At 69.4% G+C, this 17,251-nt stretch carries 13 protein-coding genes; 7 read left to right on the top strand and 6 right to left on the bottom strand.

Features of this window, described 5'->3' with window-relative positions:
* Positions 1 to 21: 21 nt before the first annotated feature.
* Both A176_RS11075 and A176_RS11080 read right to left on the bottom strand, forming a co-directional pair.
* Positions 22 to 1,014 (bottom strand): hypothetical protein, encoded by a 993-nt coding sequence (locus A176_RS11075; protein WP_002636665.1) that lies wholly within the window; start codon positions 1,012 to 1,014, stop codon positions 22 to 24.
* Positions 1,004 to 2,554: a PEGA domain-containing protein gene (locus A176_RS11080; RefSeq protein WP_226994278.1), complete on the bottom strand. Its 1,551-nt coding sequence runs from the start codon at positions 2,552 to 2,554 to the stop codon at positions 1,004 to 1,006. The genes A176_RS11075 and A176_RS11080 overlap by 11 nt, the downstream gene beginning before the upstream one ends.
* A 246-nt stretch (positions 2,555 to 2,800) precedes the next feature.
* Between A176_RS11080 and A176_RS11085 the strand changes: the two genes are divergently transcribed.
* The 3 genes from A176_RS11085 (at position 2,801) to A176_RS11095 (ending at position 9,749) form a co-directional block, all read left to right on the top strand.
* Positions 2,801 to 3,880: a YihY/virulence factor BrkB family protein gene (locus A176_RS11085; protein WP_002636662.1), complete on the top strand. Its 1,080-nt coding sequence runs from the start codon at positions 2,801 to 2,803 to the stop codon at positions 3,878 to 3,880.
* A 212-nt stretch (positions 3,881 to 4,092) separates the two neighbouring features.
* Positions 4,093 to 7,131 carry a chitobiase/beta-hexosaminidase C-terminal domain-containing protein gene (locus A176_RS11090; RefSeq protein ID WP_002636661.1) on the top strand — a complete coding sequence of 1,013 codons (3,039 nt, stop codon included), beginning with the start codon at positions 4,093 to 4,095 and terminating at the stop codon, positions 7,129 to 7,131.
* Between the two features lie 230 nt (positions 7,132 to 7,361).
* Positions 7,362 to 9,749, top strand: coding sequence for a chitobiase/beta-hexosaminidase C-terminal domain-containing protein (locus A176_RS11095; protein ID WP_002636660.1), 2,388 nt, complete (start codon positions 7,362 to 7,364; stop codon positions 9,747 to 9,749).
* A 97-nt stretch (positions 9,750 to 9,846) separates the two neighbouring features.
* Here A176_RS11095 and A176_RS11100 read toward each other — a convergent pair whose 3' ends face one another.
* The gene (locus A176_RS11100; protein ID WP_002636659.1) at positions 9,847 to 11,445 is read right to left on the bottom strand and encodes an ABC-F family ATP-binding cassette domain-containing protein; all 1,599 of its coding nucleotides are present in this window, start codon (positions 11,443 to 11,445) and stop codon (positions 9,847 to 9,849) included.
* Positions 11,446 to 11,766: 321 nt separating this feature from the next.
* On the opposite strand from A176_RS11100, the gene tgt reads away from it, so the two are divergent.
* From tgt to A176_RS11115, 4 genes are read left to right on the top strand one after another with little or no spacing between them, the layout of a single operon-like run.
* Positions 11,767 to 12,936 (top strand): tRNA guanosine(34) transglycosylase Tgt, encoded by a 1,170-nt coding sequence (gene tgt, locus A176_RS11105; protein WP_021781541.1) that lies wholly within the window; start codon positions 11,767 to 11,769, stop codon positions 12,934 to 12,936.
* Positions 12,933 to 13,784 carry a tRNA (5-methylaminomethyl-2-thiouridine)(34)-methyltransferase MnmD gene (locus A176_RS11110; protein WP_002636658.1) on the top strand — a complete coding sequence of 284 codons (852 nt, stop codon included), beginning with the start codon at positions 12,933 to 12,935 and terminating at the stop codon, positions 13,782 to 13,784. The genes tgt and A176_RS11110 overlap by 4 nt, the downstream gene beginning before the upstream one ends.
* Before the next feature lie 18 nt (positions 13,785 to 13,802).
* Entirely contained in the window at positions 13,803 to 13,955 is a 153-nt protein-coding gene (locus tag A176_RS39065; protein WP_002636657.1) for a hypothetical protein, read from the top strand.
* 39 nt (positions 13,956 to 13,994) lie between these two features.
* A complete protein-coding gene (locus tag A176_RS11115; protein WP_044890837.1) occupies positions 13,995 to 14,861 on the top strand; it encodes an alpha/beta fold hydrolase in 867 nt (288 codons plus the stop codon).
* Positions 14,862 to 14,938: 77 nt separating this feature from the next.
* On the opposite strand, the gene A176_RS11120 is transcribed toward A176_RS11115, so the two are convergent.
* The 3 genes from A176_RS11120 to A176_RS11130 all read right to left on the bottom strand — a co-directional run bounded on the left by A176_RS11120 (position 14,939) and on the right by A176_RS11130 (position 17,235).
* Positions 14,939 to 15,415, bottom strand: a complete 477-nt coding sequence (locus A176_RS11120; protein WP_002636655.1) for a hypothetical protein — start codon at positions 15,413 to 15,415, stop codon at positions 14,939 to 14,941.
* A gap of 461 nt (positions 15,416 to 15,876) precedes the next feature.
* Positions 15,877 to 16,605 carry a type IV toxin-antitoxin system AbiEi family antitoxin domain-containing protein gene (locus tag A176_RS11125; RefSeq protein ID WP_002636654.1) on the bottom strand — a complete coding sequence of 243 codons (729 nt, stop codon included), beginning with the start codon at positions 16,603 to 16,605 and terminating at the stop codon, positions 15,877 to 15,879.
* A gap of 81 nt (positions 16,606 to 16,686) precedes the next feature.
* Complete coding sequence (locus A176_RS11130) at positions 16,687 to 17,235, bottom strand: OmpA family protein (protein WP_002636653.1); 549 nt, start codon at positions 17,233 to 17,235, stop codon at positions 16,687 to 16,689.
* Positions 17,236 to 17,251 lie beyond the last annotated feature (16 nt).

Consider the following 17,251-nt stretch of genomic DNA (forward strand, 5'->3'; position numbering starts at 1 on the left):
GAAGAGGGTGGGGCGTTGCTGTCAGCGCTGGGCCGGCGCGTAGCGCTGGAAGAGGAGCCGCTCCAGCTCGCGAGCCCCGGCTTCGGGGGACTGGCGCTGGGCGGACGCCGCGCGCAGCACGTCCGTGCGCGAGTCCTGGGGCAGGTCCGCTTCCATCACCGCGAGCGCCCCCGGCAGGTCTCCCGCGCGCTGGAGCGCGGCGGCGCGCCACACGCGGTACTCCGAGCGCTCGGGCGCGGCGGTGGCCGCCTGGGCGAACAGGCGCTGGGCCTCGGCGGTGTCGCCGTCCTGCAGCGCCGCCACCCCTTCCAGGAACGGCGCCTGGGAGGAGGCCTTCGCGTGCGGCGCGCCCATGTCGCGGGCCAGCGCGAACAGCGCGGCGCTCTCCCGCAGACGCTGGCTGGGGAGCGACTCTCCGGCCAGGGCGCGCTGGTGCGCGTCATCCGTGGTGGTGTGGCAGGCGGTGCTCAGCCGCGCGGCCATGTCGCCCAGGTCCGGGCCCAGGTAGCCCTCGGTGACGAGCGTGCGCAGCGTGTCGCCCGCGGCGTTCGGCCCCACGAGCTGCCCGTCTTCCAGCGCGGCGAAGAAGCCGGCCTTGAGCTCCACATGGCGCGCCGTCAGGTCCGCGGGCACCTTGTTGCGCTTGTTGCGCCGGGCGGCCTTCAACTTGCGCTCGCACAGCGACAGCTCGCGCTGGGCCTTCTTGCGGTCCTGGATGTCCGGCGCGCTGCGAACATAGGCGCGGTACGCGGTGCAGGCCCCGAAGACGTCCTTGGCGCCCATCCGCGCGCGGGCCAGCCCCAGGTAGGCGGGGAGGAGGGACGGGTTCGCGCGCGTGGCCAGGAGGAACCGCTCGGCGGCGTCCTTGTGCTTGCGCTTGTTGTAGAGCCGCGTGCCCTCGGCGAGCAGCGCGTCACCTTGTCCGACGGAGGGGCCCACCAGGGGCTCGGCCAGCGCGACACCGCACATCAACAGCGCACAGGCCCATGTCAGGCGCCGCAGGTCAGAACGCATAACCCAGCCCTCCGCGAATGTTGCTCGTCCCGGCGATCTTGTTCAGCAGCGTGAAGCTGTGCTGGTACGCCACGGAGGCGTACAGGCCTTCGTACATGAAGACGCGCGCGGTGGCCTGCGCGGACGCGTGCAGGTCCAGCGCGTAGAGGCCGTCCTTGAAGATGGCCGCGTCGCGGGCGCGCTCCTTCATCAGCAGCCCGCGCCCCTCCAGGCCCGCCTGGAGGGAGAGGGACACCGGCCCCAGGACGTAGCGGAACTGAGGTTGGAGCGCGCGCAGCGACACCGCCTGCACCTGCGTGTCCAGCGCGGAGAGGCCCTCCGGGCCCACGCCGGGCACACCGGCGGGCACGTCGATGCCCAGCGTCCAGGTGTCTCCGGTGGACGCGTAGGTGGCGCCCACCAGCATGACGCCGAAGAACTGGCCATAGCGGCCGTACTCGATGCCCACGCCGCGCAGGTTGCGTGCGCTGGGGGCGCGCACGTCCTGGCTGCGCAGGTTCTCCAGCTCCGCGGAGGTGCTCAGCGGCTGGGACGTCAGCGACGCGCTGGTGAGGCGCTGCATCTCGAACGACGCTTCCAGGTAGCTCTGCCGCGCCATCGTCGCTTCCTTGCGGCGGCGCATGGCCAGCTTGAAGGACTGCATCGACGTGGGCGTCATCGTGTGCTCCAGCGTGAACGTGCCGCCGGGCGAAATCTCCGCCTTCTCCTCGTGGGGCTCGTAGCCGTCGAGCGTCAGCGACAGGATGCGCGTGCCGGGCTGGATGCCCTGGTCCACCGCCGTGGTGCCCACGGGCTGGCCGTCCACGCGAATCTCCGTGCCCTCCGGCTGCGCCTTCACCACCAGCCGCGCGGGCACCTTCTCCAGGGCCGCGGTCAGCTTCACCTGCTCGCGAGAGCCCACCACCCGCGTCTCTTCCTTGGGCAGGTGCGAGGCCATCTCGAACCGGAAGGTGTGCTCACCCGGCAGCACCTCCGTGTGGAAGGGCGTGGTGCCCACCTTGAGGCCGTCGATGAAGACGGTGGCGCCCGCGGGCGTCGTCTCCGCGTCCACCGTGGCGTTGAGCGACAGGAACTTCACCAGCACGCCGGCCAGGGCCTTCTCGAAGGCGGGATTCGCCGTCTCCGCCTGTCCTCGCGCACCGGAGCCGGGGCGCACGCTGACGGCGCGGAAGCGGTAGCCCGCGTCGTCCTGGCCCACCTGCACCAGCACCACGCGCTCCAGGCCCAGCGAGTCCAGGTAGGACTCCAGCGGCTCGCGGCAGCGCGCCTCGCCGGACACGCAGCGCAAGTCGCCGGTGCGGCCCTTCAGGTGGCCCGTGAGCGCCTCACGGCCGATGAGCTGCTGTGCGCGCACGTCCTCGGGCAGCAGGGTGGCGATGCCTTCCTCGGTGCGCTGCAGCAAGGCGTCCTGGCCGGGGTACAGCGCCTGGACGAGCCACAAGGTGTGCGAGGGGGCGGGTGTCTGGGTGCCCGGAGGCAGTCCGGGTGCGGCGCCGGCGCTCAGCGCCAGGCTGACACTCAGGAGACAGGAGACGAACATGGCGTCCTCGGGGGAGGGGGCTTCGGCGCGACGGGCCGGCGGCCCCCAGCCATGGTGTACGCCAATGAACGCTGTCCTGCCTAGGGGGGAGGGCTGAGAACAGAGGGTTTTCTGGGAAGTCGATTCCCAGAGGGCTCCTGCCCGCCTGCTCTCCGGGCGCATGCGAGGAAGCTGGGGGCTGGAGGTCGCCTGGGGTGTGGGGAATGCGCATCGTTCCGCAGGTCGCAACACCTCCGAGGAGGCGGAATGGTTCTCCCTGGCAAGGGAATGAGCTGGAAGCGGTTCTTCATCGCGTTGAAGGACGAGTGGGCTCGCGACGACGTGGAGGATGTCGCCGGCGCGCTCACGTTCCGGGTGATTCTGGCGCTCTTCCCGTTCCTGCTGTTCCTGGTGTCGCTGGCGGGGCTCCTCATCGAACCGGCGCAGGCCCAGGCGCTCATCCAGGAGCTGGCGCGGGTGGCGCCGCGGGAAGTGACGACGATTCTCAGCGAGCGCATCGATGCGTTGGCGGAGAGCCGGCCGGTGGGGCTGCTGACGGTGGGCGGTGTCGGCGCCGTCTGGGCGGCGTCCAAGGGCGTGGCGGCGCTGATGAAGGCGCTCAACAAGGTCTACGGCGTGACGGAGTCCCGACCCGTCTGGAAGCAGAAGGGCACGGCGGTGCTGGTGACGCTGGGCGGCGCGGCGGTGGCCATCCTCGCGGCGGTCGCCGTCGTCGTGACGCCTGTCATCGCCGGCAAGCTGCCCGGTGCGTTGGGCACGGTGCTGATGTGGCTGCGCCTCCCGGTGGCCGGCCTGCTGATGATGTCCCTGTGGGCCGTGCTGTACTACGTGCTGCCGGACGTGAAGCAGCGGTTCCGCTTCATCACCCCGGGCTCGGTGGTGGGCGTGCTCATCTGGGTGGTGGCGTCGTGGGGCTTCTCCAAGTACGTCGCCAACTTCGGCAGCTACGACGTCAACTATGGCGCCATCGGCGGTGTCATCGTCATGCTGCTGTGGATGTGGCTCTCCGCGATGGTCGTGCTGCTGGGCGCGGAGATCAACGCCATCCTCGAGCACCGCTCCCCGGACGGGAAGGCGCCGGGCCAGAAGGTCCCCGAGCAGGGCAAGGCCTTGACGGCCACCAAGACGGAGCTGGAGGAGGGGGGCGCGGAGCTGCCGGGTGCCCCGGGCTTCCGGCCCACGGTGGACCCGGTGACGGGCAAGCCCCTGGACGGGCCACCCGCCATGCCGCCTCGGCTGCGCGATACGCCGCTCGCGGCGGCCTTCAAGTGGACGGCGGGCCTCGGGTTGGGATTGTTCCTGCTGCGCAGGTCGTCGACCCGGTAGGCCCGCCGTGCGCAGGGCCATCCTGGCTCAAAGCGGCAAATCGGTGTGCGCGGTGCCAAGGTAGGGGCTTGCGAAGCGCCTACTCCGAGTGAGAGTGTGCGCGCCTTGTTGACTGGACGACACGGCTGTCGTCGTCCACTGGCACCCCCTCGGACACTCCCCCGCACCCCGATTGCCTGGCGCACGGCCGACGTGTGCCCCTTGGAGTTTCGATGTCCCCGACGCTTTCCTGGCCCCTGCGCTGTGGCGCGGTGCTTCTCGCCGCGCAGCTCGTCCTCGCGTGTGGTGGTGGGGGTGGGCAACAACCGCCTCCGCCTTCCGATCTCACGCCGCCCACGACGCGCGTGACGCCCGCGGGAGGGGAGTTCACCAACTCCGTGGCGGTGACGCTGACGTGTGATGACGGAAGTGGCAGCGGCTGCGCGGCCACGTACTACACGCTGGATGGCACGACGCCCGGCACCGGCTCCACGCAATATCGCGAGCCCTTCACGCTGGGGAGCACCACCACGGTGCGCTTCTACTCCCTGGACGCGGCGGGCAACGCGGAGGCGCCGGGGACGGTGACCTTCACGCTGGTGGGGGCGGGGGACACGGCGGCGCCCACCACGGTGGCCAGCCCCGCGGGTGGCGCGTTCAACAGCCCCCGGAACGTCACGCTGACGTGCTCCGACGGCGAGGGTTCTGGCTGCGCGGCCACGCACTACACGCTGGATGGCAGCGTGCCCACGCTGGCCTCGCCGCGCTACACGGCGCCCGTCTCCATCTCCACCTCCGCCACGCTGCGCTTCTTCTCCGTGGACCGGGTGGGCAACCTCGAGGCGGTGCAGCAGGCTCGCTATGTCGTGGACACCCAGGCGCCCCAGGTGGTGGCGGCTCCCAGGGGAGGGGGCTTCACCACGTCGCGCGCCGTCACGCTGTCGTGTGACGACGGCGAGGGCAGCGGCTGCGCGGCCATCCACTACACCACCAACGGCAGCCTTCCCTCGCTGGACTCCGCCATCTACCAGGAGCCGCTGCTGCTGACGGCCACCACCCGCGTGCGGTTCATCGCGGTGGACTTCGTGGGCAATGTCTCCGACGTGGTGTCGGAGCAGTACACGCGCGACGCCTCGGTGGAGGATCGCACCGCGCCCACGACGGTGGCCTCACCCGCGGGCGGTGTCTACTGGAGCGCCCAGTCCGTCGTCCTGTCGTGCACGGACGACGCGGTGGGCAGTGGCTGCGCGGGCACGTACTACACGGTCGATGGCAGCGCGCCGACGACGTCCAGCATCCGCTATACGGGGCCCGTCTCCGTGACGCCCCCCACCACGCTGCGTTTCTTCTCCATGGACCTCGCCGGCAACGTCGAGGTCGCCAAGTCCGAGCAGTACACGCTGGACACGACGCCGCCGGTGACGACGGCCTCGCCCTCGGGCGGCGTCTATCAGGAGGCTGTCTCCGTGACGTTGGCGTGCAGTGACACGGCTTCGGGCTGCGCCGAGACGCGCTACACGCTGGATGGCTCCTCGCCCACCGCGAGCTCGCCGCGGTACGAGGGGCCCATTACCCTCACGCGCACCTTGATGCTGCGCTTCGCCTCCACCGACGTGGCGGGCAACGTGGAGTCAGCGAAGCAGGAGTCCTACGTCCTGCCCGAGCTGGACCGGCAGGCCTCCGAGCAGATTCTGGCCGTGCGCAACGCTGTGAATGGCACGGTGAACCTCGTCATCCACGGCGCCTGGATTACGTACATCAAGCAAGGCGTGGGCAACCTGGCGAACGACCCGGCGGGCTTCTTCCTCCAAGCGGAGCGGACGGGGCCAGCCTTGTTCGTTCCGGTGGACCCGTCGACGCTGACGCCCGTGCCGCACGTGGGAGACCGGGTGCGCGTCACGGTGAACGCGAAGAACGTCGTCAATGGCCAGGTGCGGGCGACCCTCTCCGGCCTCAGCGTGCTCAGCCGGGATGCGTCGGTGTCGGCGCTCCTCCAGGATGTCAGCGCGGTGGACGTCACCTCCGGCGGGACACAGCCTGACTATGAGTCCGAATACGTCTCCATCACCGGCACCATCGGCGCGCCTGGCTTCTCCGCCTCCGGTGACGGGCACCTCCAGGCACCGTTGACGACGGTGGGGGTTCCCTCCGGGTCGACGTCCGCGGCCTCGCTGCGGCTGCGGCTGGTGGAGCCCCTCCGCGACGACCTGGCCCTCACATCGGGATGCGAGGTGACGGTGACGTCGCCGCTCTGGGTGTTCATGTCGGGGACGCAGACGCGGCCCGCCATCCAGGCCTCCGGGTGGAAGGCGAGCGATGTCACGGTTCGCGCGTGTCCCGCCCCTCGCGTCATCAACGCGTGGGCCCCGGGCCGCAACACGGTCATGGTGCGGTTCGGTCGGCCGCTCGAGCCGACATCGCTGGTGGCCAATGGCAGCCAGTTCTCCATCTCGGGGCTGAACGTCACGCAGGCTCGGTTGGAGACCGACACCGTGGTCGCGCTGACCACCAGCGACCAGGCCCCCCGCCAGTCGTATGCCATCACCGTGGCGACCACGATTCGGGACAGGCTCGGCGTCCATCTCGACTCCATGGCGACCCAGACCACCTTCGCTGGCTATGTCCGGACGGCCCGGTTGCGCCTGAGCGAGGTGGCGCCCAACGTCCCCAATGGCAGGGACCTGGTGGAGCTCCTCGTCCGGGAGGGAGGCTCCACCGGGGGCGCCACGCTGATGGATGGCAACGCGACACTGGCGACGTTGCCGGACGTCGAGGTGGCCGCGGGAGACATCATCGTGGTCCATCTCAACCCGGACCGGGTGACGCCGGGGGTGGACGCGCCGGCCTCCGAGACGCTCGGCAAGACGCAGTATCCGGCGTCCAGCTACAGCTCGAACTACGACAACGCCTGGGACTTTCATGGCACGACGTTGGGGGTGGGGACTGGCAACCGGACCCTGCGCATCCGGGATGCCTTTGAGGTCACCCAGGATGGTGTGGCGCTCGTCGTGACGGGCAACACCTTCGCGGGCTACCCGGCGCTGCTCCAGGCGCTCCAGAGCGAAGGGCACTGGTTCCCGACGACCTGTTCCGGCGTGCCGTGTACGTATGAATCCAGCCCCTCGGCCCTCGATGTCTCGTTCGACTGGGGGATGGCTTTCTATTACGCGGGCCGCGAGTACACGCTTCAGCGCAATGGCACCATGGATAACGGCAACCGAGGGGACTGGAAGGTGGACTACGCCACGCTGGGTGCGCCCAATCTCCATTAAGCGCCGCGACGCGTGAGGGGGGCGGGGCGGTCCATACGCGGAGCGTCAGGGCCGGGGGCGCGGTGCCTGGGTGGGGGGGCTTGCGAGGCGCTTACTCCGAGTGCGAGTGTGCGTGCCCCCTTGGTTGGGCGACAGGGTCGTCGTCGTCTGTCCATGGCCCGTCGTTTCGACTGTCCCTCCACACCCCAGCGTGGCCCGGCGCACGGCCGATGTGTGCCCTTGGAGTTTCGATGTCCCTGACGTTGTCCTGGCCCTTGCGCCATGGCGCGGTGCTTCTCGCCGCGCAGCTTGTCCTCGCGTGTGGAGGAGGCGGGCAGCCGCCTCCCGCCGACCTCACGCCGCCCACGACGCGTGTGACGCCCGTCGGAGGGGAGTTCGCCAATTCCGTGGCGGTGACGCTGACGTGTGATGACGGAGGTGGCAGCGGCTGCGCGGCCACGTACTACACGCTGGATGGCACGACGCCCGGCACCGGCTCCACGCGGTACCGCGAGCCCTTCACGCTGGGGAACACCACCACGGTGCGGTTCTACTCCGTGGACGTGGCGGGCAACGCGGAGGCGCCGGGGACGGTGACCTTCACGCTGGTGGGGGCGGGGGACACGGCGGCGCCCACCACGGTGGCCAACCCCGGGGGCGGCGCGTTCAACAGCCCCCGGAGCGTCACGCTGACATGCGACGACGGCGAGGGCTCCGGCTGCGCGGCCACGCACTACACGCTGGATGGCAGCGTGCCCACGCTGGCCTCGTCGCGCTACACGGCGCCCCTGACCGTTACCGCATCCGCCACGCTGCGCTTCTTCTCCGTGGACCGGGTGGGCAATCTGGAGCCGGCACAGCAGGCTCGCTATGTCGTGGACACCCAGGCGCCCCTGGCGGCCGCGACGCCCCGGGGTGGCAGCTTCACCGCGTCGCGCACCGTCACGCTGTCGTGTGACGACGGCGAGGGCAGCGGCTGCGCGGCCATCCATTACACCACCAACGGCAGCATTCCCTCGCTGGACTCGGCCGTGTACCAGGAGCCGCTGTTGCTGACGGCCACCACCCGCGTGCGGTTCATCGCGGTGGACTTTGTGGGCAACGTGTCCGACGTGGTGTCGGAGCAGTACACGCGGGACACCTCGGTGGAGGATCGCACCGCGCCCACGACGGTGGCCTCACCCGCGGGCGGCGTCTATGAGCATGCCCAGTCCGTCGTCTTGGCTTGCACGGACGATGCGGAGGGAAGCGGTTGCGAGGCCACGTACTACACGGTCGATGGCAGCGCGCCGACGACGTCCAGCCTCCGCTACACGGGGCCCATCACCGTGGCGGCCACCACCACGCTGCGTTTCTTCTCCAGGGACCTCGCCGGCAACGACGAGGTCGCGAAGTCCGAGCAGTACACGCTGGACACGACGCCGCCGGTGACGACGGCCTCGCCCGGGGGCGGCGTCTTTCAAGACGCCGTCGCCGTGACACTGACGTGCAGCGATGGTCTCTCAGGCTGCGCCGAGACGCGCTACACGCTGGATGGCTCCGCGCCCACCGTGAGTTCGCCGCGGTACGAGGGACCCATCACCCTCACGCGCGCCGTGACGCTGCGCTTCGCCTCCACCGACGTGGCGGGCAACGTGGAGCCGGCGAAGCAGGAGTCCTACGAGCTGCCCGACCTGGACCGGCAGGCCTCCGAGCAGATTCAGGCGGTGCGCAACGCCTCCAATGGCGCGGTGAACCTCGACATCCACGGCGCCTGGATTACGTACATCAAGGAAGGCGTGGGCAACCTGGCGAACGACCCGGCGGGCCTCTTCCTTCAGTCGGAGCGGACAGGGCCGGCCGTGTTCGTTCCGGTGGACCCGTCGACACTGACGGCCGTGCCGCAAGTGGGAGACCGGGTGCGTGTCACGGTGAACGCGAAGAGCGTCGTCAATGGCCAGACGCGCGCGAGCATCGCCAGCCTTGACGTGCTCAGCCGTGGGCATCTGGTGTCATCGCTGCTCCAGGAGGTCAGCGAGGTGGACGTCACCTCCGGCGGGACACGGCCTGCCTATGAGTCCGAGTACATCTCCATCGACGGCACCATTCGCCCGCCCGGCTTCTCCGCCTCGGGGGCGGGACATCTCCAGGCGCCGTTCACGACGTGGGGAGTGCCCGCGGGGTCGACATCCGCGTCCTCGCTGCGGCTGCGCGTGGTGGAGTCTGTCAACGACAGCGTGGCCCTCTCGGCGGACTGCAGCGTGAGGGTGACGTCGCCGCTCTGGGTGTTCATGTCCGGAACGCAGACGCGGCCCCACATCCAGGTGTCCGCGTGGCGGGAGAGCGACGTCACGGTGAACTCGTGTCCCGCGCCCCTCTTGCTCGAGGCCTGGGCCACGGACCGCAACACGGTGATGGTGCGCTTCAGCCGCCCCATGGATCCTGCCTCGATCATCGCCAACGGCAGCCAGTTCGGCATCCCGGGATTGAGCGTCACCCAGGCCGGGCTGGCGGAGTCCTCGGTGATTTCGCTGACCACCGGCAACCAGGGGCATCGTCAGAACTACACGCTGACGGTGGCGATCACGCTGAGGGACCGTCGAGGCGTCTACCTCAACTCGACGTTCACCCAGGTCGCGTTCCGGGGCTTCCCAGGGTAGGCCCGGTTTCTTCCGGTAGGACGAACATCGCCGCCTCGTCCCGGGAGTGTTTCCCCGGGCCGGGCGGCGATGCGTACGTCAGCGGGTGGCTTCGTGACTACCGGCGGCGCGCGGCCACGTCGGAGTGCTTCTCCACGAACTCGGAGTAGGGCCCGTTGAAGTCGAGCACCTCCTGGCCCGCCTGGAGCGACCAGATGCGGGTGGCCACCTCGGAGATGAGCTCCTGGTCGTGCGTCACGACGATGACGGTGCCCTCGTACTTCTGGAGACCTTCGGCGAGCGCGGCGATGGACTCGAGGTCCAGGTGGTTGGTGGGCTCGTCGAGCACCAGCACGTTGTCCTGCATGATCATCAGCTTGGACAGGAGCAGCCGCACCGTCTCACCACCGGAGAGGGTGTCGGTGTTCTTCATGCGCTCCTCACCGGAGAAGAGCATCCGGCCCAGCACGCCGGAGATCTCCTCGTTGGTGAGCTTGTCGTGCAGGTCGCGCAGCCAGCCGAAGCAGGTGGTGCCCTTGCGCACGACGCCGTGGTGGTCCTGCGGCAGGTAGCCCACGGAGGCCTGGTGGCCCCAGCCAATCTTCCCGCCGTCCGGCTCCAACTGCCCGGCGATCATCTTCACCAGCGTGGACTTGCCCACGCCGTTGCGGCCGATGACGCAGACCTTCTCGCCCTTGCAGACCAGGGAGGTGAAGGGCTTGATGACCGACTGGCCGTCGAAGGACTTGTGGATGCCTTCAATCATCAGCGTCTGCTTTCCGCTGACCACCTTCTGGTCGAAGCGGATGAAGGGACGCGCGATGTTGGAGCGCTTGAGGTCGTCCGACTTCAGCTTGTCGATCTGCTTGATGCGGCTCTGCACCTGCGAGGCGCGGGTACCGGCGTGGAAGCGCGCGACGAAGTCCTGGAGCTGGGCGATCTTCTTCTTCTTCTCGGCCGTCTCGGACTCGACGCGGCTGCGCACCTGCGCCTTCTGCCGGACCATGTCGTCGTATCCACCGGGGTAGTGGATGATGGCCTCGTAGTCGATGTCCGCGATGTGCGTGCAGATGGCGTTGAGGAAGTGCCGGTCGTGGCTGATGGTGATGAGCACGCCCTCGTACTCGTGGAGGAACGTCTCCAGCCAGCGGATGGAGTCGATGTCGAGGTTGTTCGTGGGCTCGTCGAGCAGCAGGCCTTCGGGCTTGCCGAACAGCGCCTGCGCGAGCAGCACGCGGAGCTTGAGGCCGCCGGTGAGCTGCTTCATGGGCTCTTCGTGGAAGGCCTGGTCGATGCCGAGGCCCGCGAGCAGGGTGGAGGCGTCGCTCTCCGCGGAGTAGCCGTCCTCCTCGGCGATGACGCCCTCCAGCTCACCCAGCCGGTTGCCGTCCTCCTCGGTGATGTCCGACTTGGCCAGCAGCTCGTTCTTCTCGGACATGGCCGCCCAGAGGGGGCCGTTGCCCATGAGCACCACGTCGAGGACGCGGTTGTCCTCGTAGCGGAAGTGGTCCTGGCGGAGGATGCCCAGCTTGCGGGGCCGGACGATGTTGCCCATGTCCGCTTCCTCGTCCCCGGCGAGGATCTTCATGAACGTGGACTTCCCGGCCCCGTTCGGACCGGTCAGGCCGTAGCGACGGCCCGGTGAGAACGTGACGTTGACGTCCTCGAAAAGCTTCTTGGGCCCGTAGGCCTTGGAGACGTTGATGACGTTGAACATGGCGGCGGCGTTGTAGCGGAAATGGTGCGGTGGGCCAAAGCGGCGAGGTGTTTCGCGTTCTCCAGGTGACCGGGAGGACTCCCTGTAACCGTTGGGAACGCGGGAGAATGCCGCCCCCCGTGTGGGGCGGGGCCTCGCGGGGACGGTGGACGGGGTGAGATGCCCGGGCACCCCGGGCGTTCCGCCTTGAACGGAATGTCCGGATGCCTGCACGGCCGTCCAGGAGGGAGGGGGCCTCTGGGCCCGGGATGGAGGGAGGGGGAGCGGGCGGGGCAGATGGATGCGGTGCCTGCCGAGCCTGACGGGTATAAGGGCCGGCCCATGGCCGTTCGTTTCGAGCTTCTCACCACCGACCCCACGGGCGCGCGCGCAGGCATCCTGCACACCCGCCGGGGTTCCTTCAAAACACCCATGTTCATGCCGGTGGCCACCCACGCGGGCTTCCGGCACCTGGCCATGGAGGAGGTGAAGGAGGCGGGCGCCAGCATCCTGCTGGCCAACACCTACCACCTGATGCTCCGGCCCGGCGCCGAGGTCTTCAAGCGCTTCGGAGGCATCCACCCCTTCATGCAGTGGGACGGGGGCGTGCTCACGGACTCGGGCGGGTTTCAAATCTTCTCCCTGCCGGAGGACCGGCTCATCACGGAGAAGGGCGCCCACTTCCGCAGCTTCTACGACAACAGCCGGCAGCTCCTCAGCCCCGAGTCGAGCATCGCCATGCAGCAGGCCATCAACTCCGAAATCATGATGGTGCTGGATGTGTGCATCGACTCGCGGACCGACGAGGCGGGCACCCGTGAGGCCATGGAGCGCACCCACCGCTGGGCGGTGCGCAGCCTGGAGGCGAAGGCGGCCCACGACACGGGCCAGGCGATGTTCGGCATCGTCCAGGGCGGCGTCTTCCCGAACCTGCGCGACGAGAGCGCGGCCTTCCTGACGAAGCTGCCCTTCGACGGCTTCGCCATTGGCGGCCTGGCGGTGGGCGAGACGAAGGTGGAGCGCGAGTCCATGACGTTGCGCTCGGCCGCGCTGCTGCCGCAGGACAAGCCCCGCTACCTGATGGGCGTGGGGACGCCCACGGACCTGGTGGAGGCGGTGCTGCGCGGCGTGGACATGTTCGACTGCATCATCCCCACGAAGATGGCGCAGCAGGGGTATGCGTACACGTTCAGCGGCCTGGTCCGCATCTCCCGCAGCGTGTTCCGGCTGTCCGACGAGCCGCTGGACGCGGAGTGCGACTGCTACGTGTGCAAGCGCTACACGCGTGGCTACCTGCAGCACCTGATGCGCGGCAAGCACCACCTGGGCTCGCGCTTCCTGTCGGTGCACAACGTGCGGCACTACCAGAAGCTGATGGGCCGCATCCGCGAGGGCATCCTTGGGGGCACGTACGCGCAGGTGTACCGCGAGCTGAAGGCGGCCATCGCCACGCCCAAGGACTTGAAGGACGAGGCCGCCGCGCGCGAGGTGACGCTGAAGGAGGTCGGGTGAGCACCGCGCGCGAGGCCAATCCTCGCGACGGAGACTTTGAGCTCATCACCCTGCGCAATGGCTCGCGGGCCGTGCGGCACCTGGGCCACGGTGAGGTGATGCACCCCTCCGTGGGGCCGTGGCAGGAGGCGCTGCGGCTCTACGTGGAGCAGCCGCGCCTGGCGGACCGGCTCCGGCAGCCGGGGGCTCCGCTGGTGATTCACGACGTGGGCCTGGGGGCCGCCACCAACGCGGTGGCCGCGCTCACGTGCGCGCGGGGGCTGGGTGCGGAGCAGCGCCGGGGGCTCGAGGTGGTCAGCTTCGAGGTGGACCTGGCGCCGCTGCGGCTGGCCCTGGCGGACCCGGCGGGCTTCCCGTTCCTCCAGCCGTTCCGCGAGGCGGCGCAGACGCTGATGCGCGATGGCGTCTGGGAGGAGGAGGGCATCCGCTGGCGCTTGCTGCTGGGCGACGCGCTGCCGCACCTGGACGGGGAGCTGCCGGTGGCGGACCTCGTCTACTTCGACCCGTTCTCTCCGGCGTCCAATCCGGACATGTGGACCGAGGCGGTGCTGGCGCGTGTGCGCCGGCACTGCCGCGAGGACGGGGAGGGCACGCTGCTCCTCACGTACAGCGCAGCGACCCCCACGCGGGTGACGCTGCTGCTGGCCGGGTTCTTCGCGGGCGCGGGCGTGTCGACGGGGACCAAGGGCGAGACGACGGTGGGCGCGACGCGGCTGTCGTCGCTGGAGGCTCCGCTGGGTGCGCGGTGGCTGGAGCGGTGGAAGCGCTCGTCATCGCGTGCGCCGCACGGCGGGCAGCTCACGCCCGAGGTCGAAGCGCGGGTGTTGGCGCATCCGCAGTGGCGGTGACGGCGCTGGAGGCGCCACGTGCCTGACGGCGGTGGCCGCGCCGCGCGCCTGACGGTGGAGGAGGCGCCGCGTGTCGGATGGCGGTTCCGGGTGGCCGAGGCCGGTGTCATGGGCGGCACGCTCGTGGCGTTCCATGTCACGCACGGCAGACGGGCCGCCGTCAGCTCGTGAGGGAAGACAACCTGTGCGGTCCGAGGTAATCGACGGAGCATGCGCGAAGCCCTTCAGATGGAGGACTGGGGTGGTACCGGTCCGGTCCTGCACCTGGCCCACGCCAACGGATTTCCACCGGGCTGCTACCGGAAGCTCATCGAGCACCTGAAGCCGCGCTACCACGTCTTCACCCTGCGCACCCGCTGCCTCGTGCCGGGCTCCGACCCTCGGGAGCTGCGGACCTGGGATGACATGGCGGATGACCTGATTCATGCGCTGCGTGCGCAGGGCGTGCAGGGCATCGTGGGGGTGGGGCACAGCATGGGCGGCGTGGCGACACTGCTCGCGTCCGCGAAGGCCCCCGCGCTCTTTCGCGCCGTGGTGGCCATGGACCCGGTGTTGTTCACCGGGGCGCGGGAGTGGGCCCTGCGCGCGTTGACGCTGCTCGGATTGCGCAGTCGCGTGCCTCCCGCGAGCCTGGCGCGCCGGCGCCGGGAGGCCTGGGGCGCGCGTGAAGAGGCCGCCACGAGCTACGGCAAGAAGCCGCTGTTCGCCCGCTTCGACCCGGAGTGCTTCCAGGACTACATCCACCACGGCCTGACGGATGCTCCCGGTGGAGGCTTCCGGCTGACCATCCCCAAGGCCTGGGAGGCGCGTGTCTTCGAGACGTCTCCTCGCGACGCCTGGCAGACGCTGAGCACGGTGAGCGTGCCGACGCTGGTGATTCGCGGCGCTGACTCCGACACGCTGACCCGTGACGCACTGGAGCGGGCGCGACTTACGGTGTCGGACATCCAGACCGAGGAGCTGTCCGGCACGGGGCACCTCTTCCCGTTGGAGCAGCCCGCTCGGTGTGCCGAGCGAATCCTGGCCTTCCTGGACGGGCTGGACGCATCCCGCGCGGTGGCCATGTCCGCGCGCTGAGGCCGCGCGGTCCGGCGTCGGTGCGTCGCGTCGCGCTGTTCATCTCCCATGGGTAGGGGAGGCATGGCGCTGGTGTGTTACGTCGCGCTGCTCGGCCGCCGTGAGTTGGGGGGCTCTTGGTGTGCGTCATGGCCTGGCCGAGGCGTGGTGCTTCGCTGGGACCTTCGCCGCAAGACGTAGTTCATGAGGGTAAGACCGAGGCCATGAATGGCCGCGTCCGCGAGGGGCGCCAGTCCGAAGTGCAAGGCGCTCTCGCCGAGGCGCGGTCCCGGGCCAAAGTGCTCGACCGGAATCGCGACGAGCAAGAAGAGCGACATTGCCTCGAAGAACATGAAGCGCAGCCAGCAGCGCCAGCGCGCGTCCCGGAGTGCCCCCGACGAAAGCAGGGCAACGACCAGGGCAGGCGCCATCATCAGCATCGCGCGGAACTGCCAGAACTGGGAGAGGGTGCCCTCGGACCAGGCCCAGAAGGCCACGAAGCTGGCCACGGCTCCACCGACCAGGACCACCACGTCCAATGCGATGCCCAGGAACAGCCTCCCCTTGGTTTTCATGCGCGATCCCCCATGTGGATGCGGAAGGTATCGGCTCACGTCGAACACCGTGAGGAACAAGTTGTTCGAAGATTGATAGCCAGGAGTAATCAATGGACCGGCGGCTGTTGGGGGCGGAAGCCAGGTTCACGGGCCACCTGGTCGCGGCCGCCCCATCCCGACGCGCACCGCCATTGCGCATGGCAAATCTCACCCAGGCACATGTGCCTGCCACCTCCGCCGAAGTGCCTTTGGCCGCTAGCTGTTCGGAAATGTCGGGACATTTGCGGTGGGCGGTTGAGCGCGCCCCTCACAAAACCCCCGACATTTCCGAACAGCGAGCGGAGAGGCGACCTTCGGAATGGCCTCGACCGGCGTTCGCATCTTCGACGGTGGATGCGGGGACGCGTCGGGTCCGCGCCTCCGACCGATGCGCAGCCGCTCGCCCGCCAGTGCATCGGCCTCGAGCTAGCGGGCCATCCTCAGCCGGCGCTCTCCGGATGGCCGGGGAGTGGCGCTTCCTGACTCCTGGCGCGTGCCCGTTCACGAGCAAGAAACGCCTGTCGCGCGAGCCGGATGTCCTGACCCCTCCTCGCCTCAAGGACATCCAGGTAATGCCGGATGACCTTCGTGACGCGGCAGATTTCCGCGAAGCGCCAGATGTCCTCGGCCGTGCTGAGTCCAGACAGGAGCGTGTCGCGGATCGCACTCACCGCGATGGGGAATCCCAGCTTGTTGCGATACTTGAACAGGTCCGCGACAGTCTTCGCGGCCCCATAGACCACGATGGGCAGTGGCCCGAGGCGTCGGTGCTCGACGCCTTCCGTTCGAGCCCGCCCCGAGAAGCGCACCAATTGGAGTGGTGGCTCGGTCCACGTGGGCTTTCGAGCTCGCTCCCCGATGGCCATCCAGACTTCCGAGGGGGCTTGCGGCAGCAGGCCATGGACCCACAGCGCGGATTTGAGACAGAGCACGCCCTGGGGGACGCGCTTGGCCGCGATTGCCGTTGCGTTGACCCAGGCGTTGGATGGCGCCCAGACGCCCGGCGCGACTTCCCGCATCGCACCCAGGTTGCGGAGCAGGTTGAGCTCGCTTCGTGGGACGCCATGTGCTTCCAGGTCCCGCGAGCGAAGCAACCCCAAGTGCTCCGCCAGTGCCATCACGGAGGGCCGGGTCTTGTATCCAGGCCTCCGTCGCAATCTGTTCCCCATCGCCACCCCTCCTCGGCGCCCAGTCCCCGGACGGTGCTCCGGGGCCAGCATCGCGAGGAGGTCCAACACGCCACTGCCCGGTCAGTGGGACTTCGCGCGCGTCGCGTGCTCGGCCGAGGAGAAGGTGAACTCCGCGCGGCGGTTCTTGCGGAACGCCTCGTCCGTGTGGGCCTCCGACAGCGGCCGCTCCTCACCGTAGGAGATGATGGAGAGCTGCGCGGGAGCGACGCCCAGGTTGCGCAGGTAGTCGCGCACCACGGCGGCGCGCCGGTGGCCCAGCGCGATGTTGTACTCGACGGTGCCCAGCTCGCAGGTGTGGCCCGACACGGTGACGCGCGTCGCCGGCCGCTCACGCAGCGCGGTGGCGAGCTGGTTGAGCATCTCGCGGGACTCGGGCTTCAGCGTGGCCGAGTCGAGCTCGAAGTACACGGGGTCCGCGGCCAGTGCGCCCATGCGCCGCAGCGCCTCCTCGTCGTCATCGGCCGACGTCCGAGGCGTCGCCGCCACGGCGGTGGGCGCGCGGTTGTTGTGCGAATCCGGCAGCGTGTCCGTGGCAGAGGACGTCTTCTGCTTGGAGGCGCAACCAGTCAGGCTGACCACGACCAGGAGGGACAGGAGGGTTCGGTTCATGCCCTTCGTTGATTAC

Origin of the sequence: Myxococcus hansupus (assembly GCF_000280925.3) — a bacterium.
GTDB classification, from domain to species: domain Bacteria; phylum Myxococcota; class Myxococcia; order Myxococcales; family Myxococcaceae; genus Myxococcus; species Myxococcus hansupus.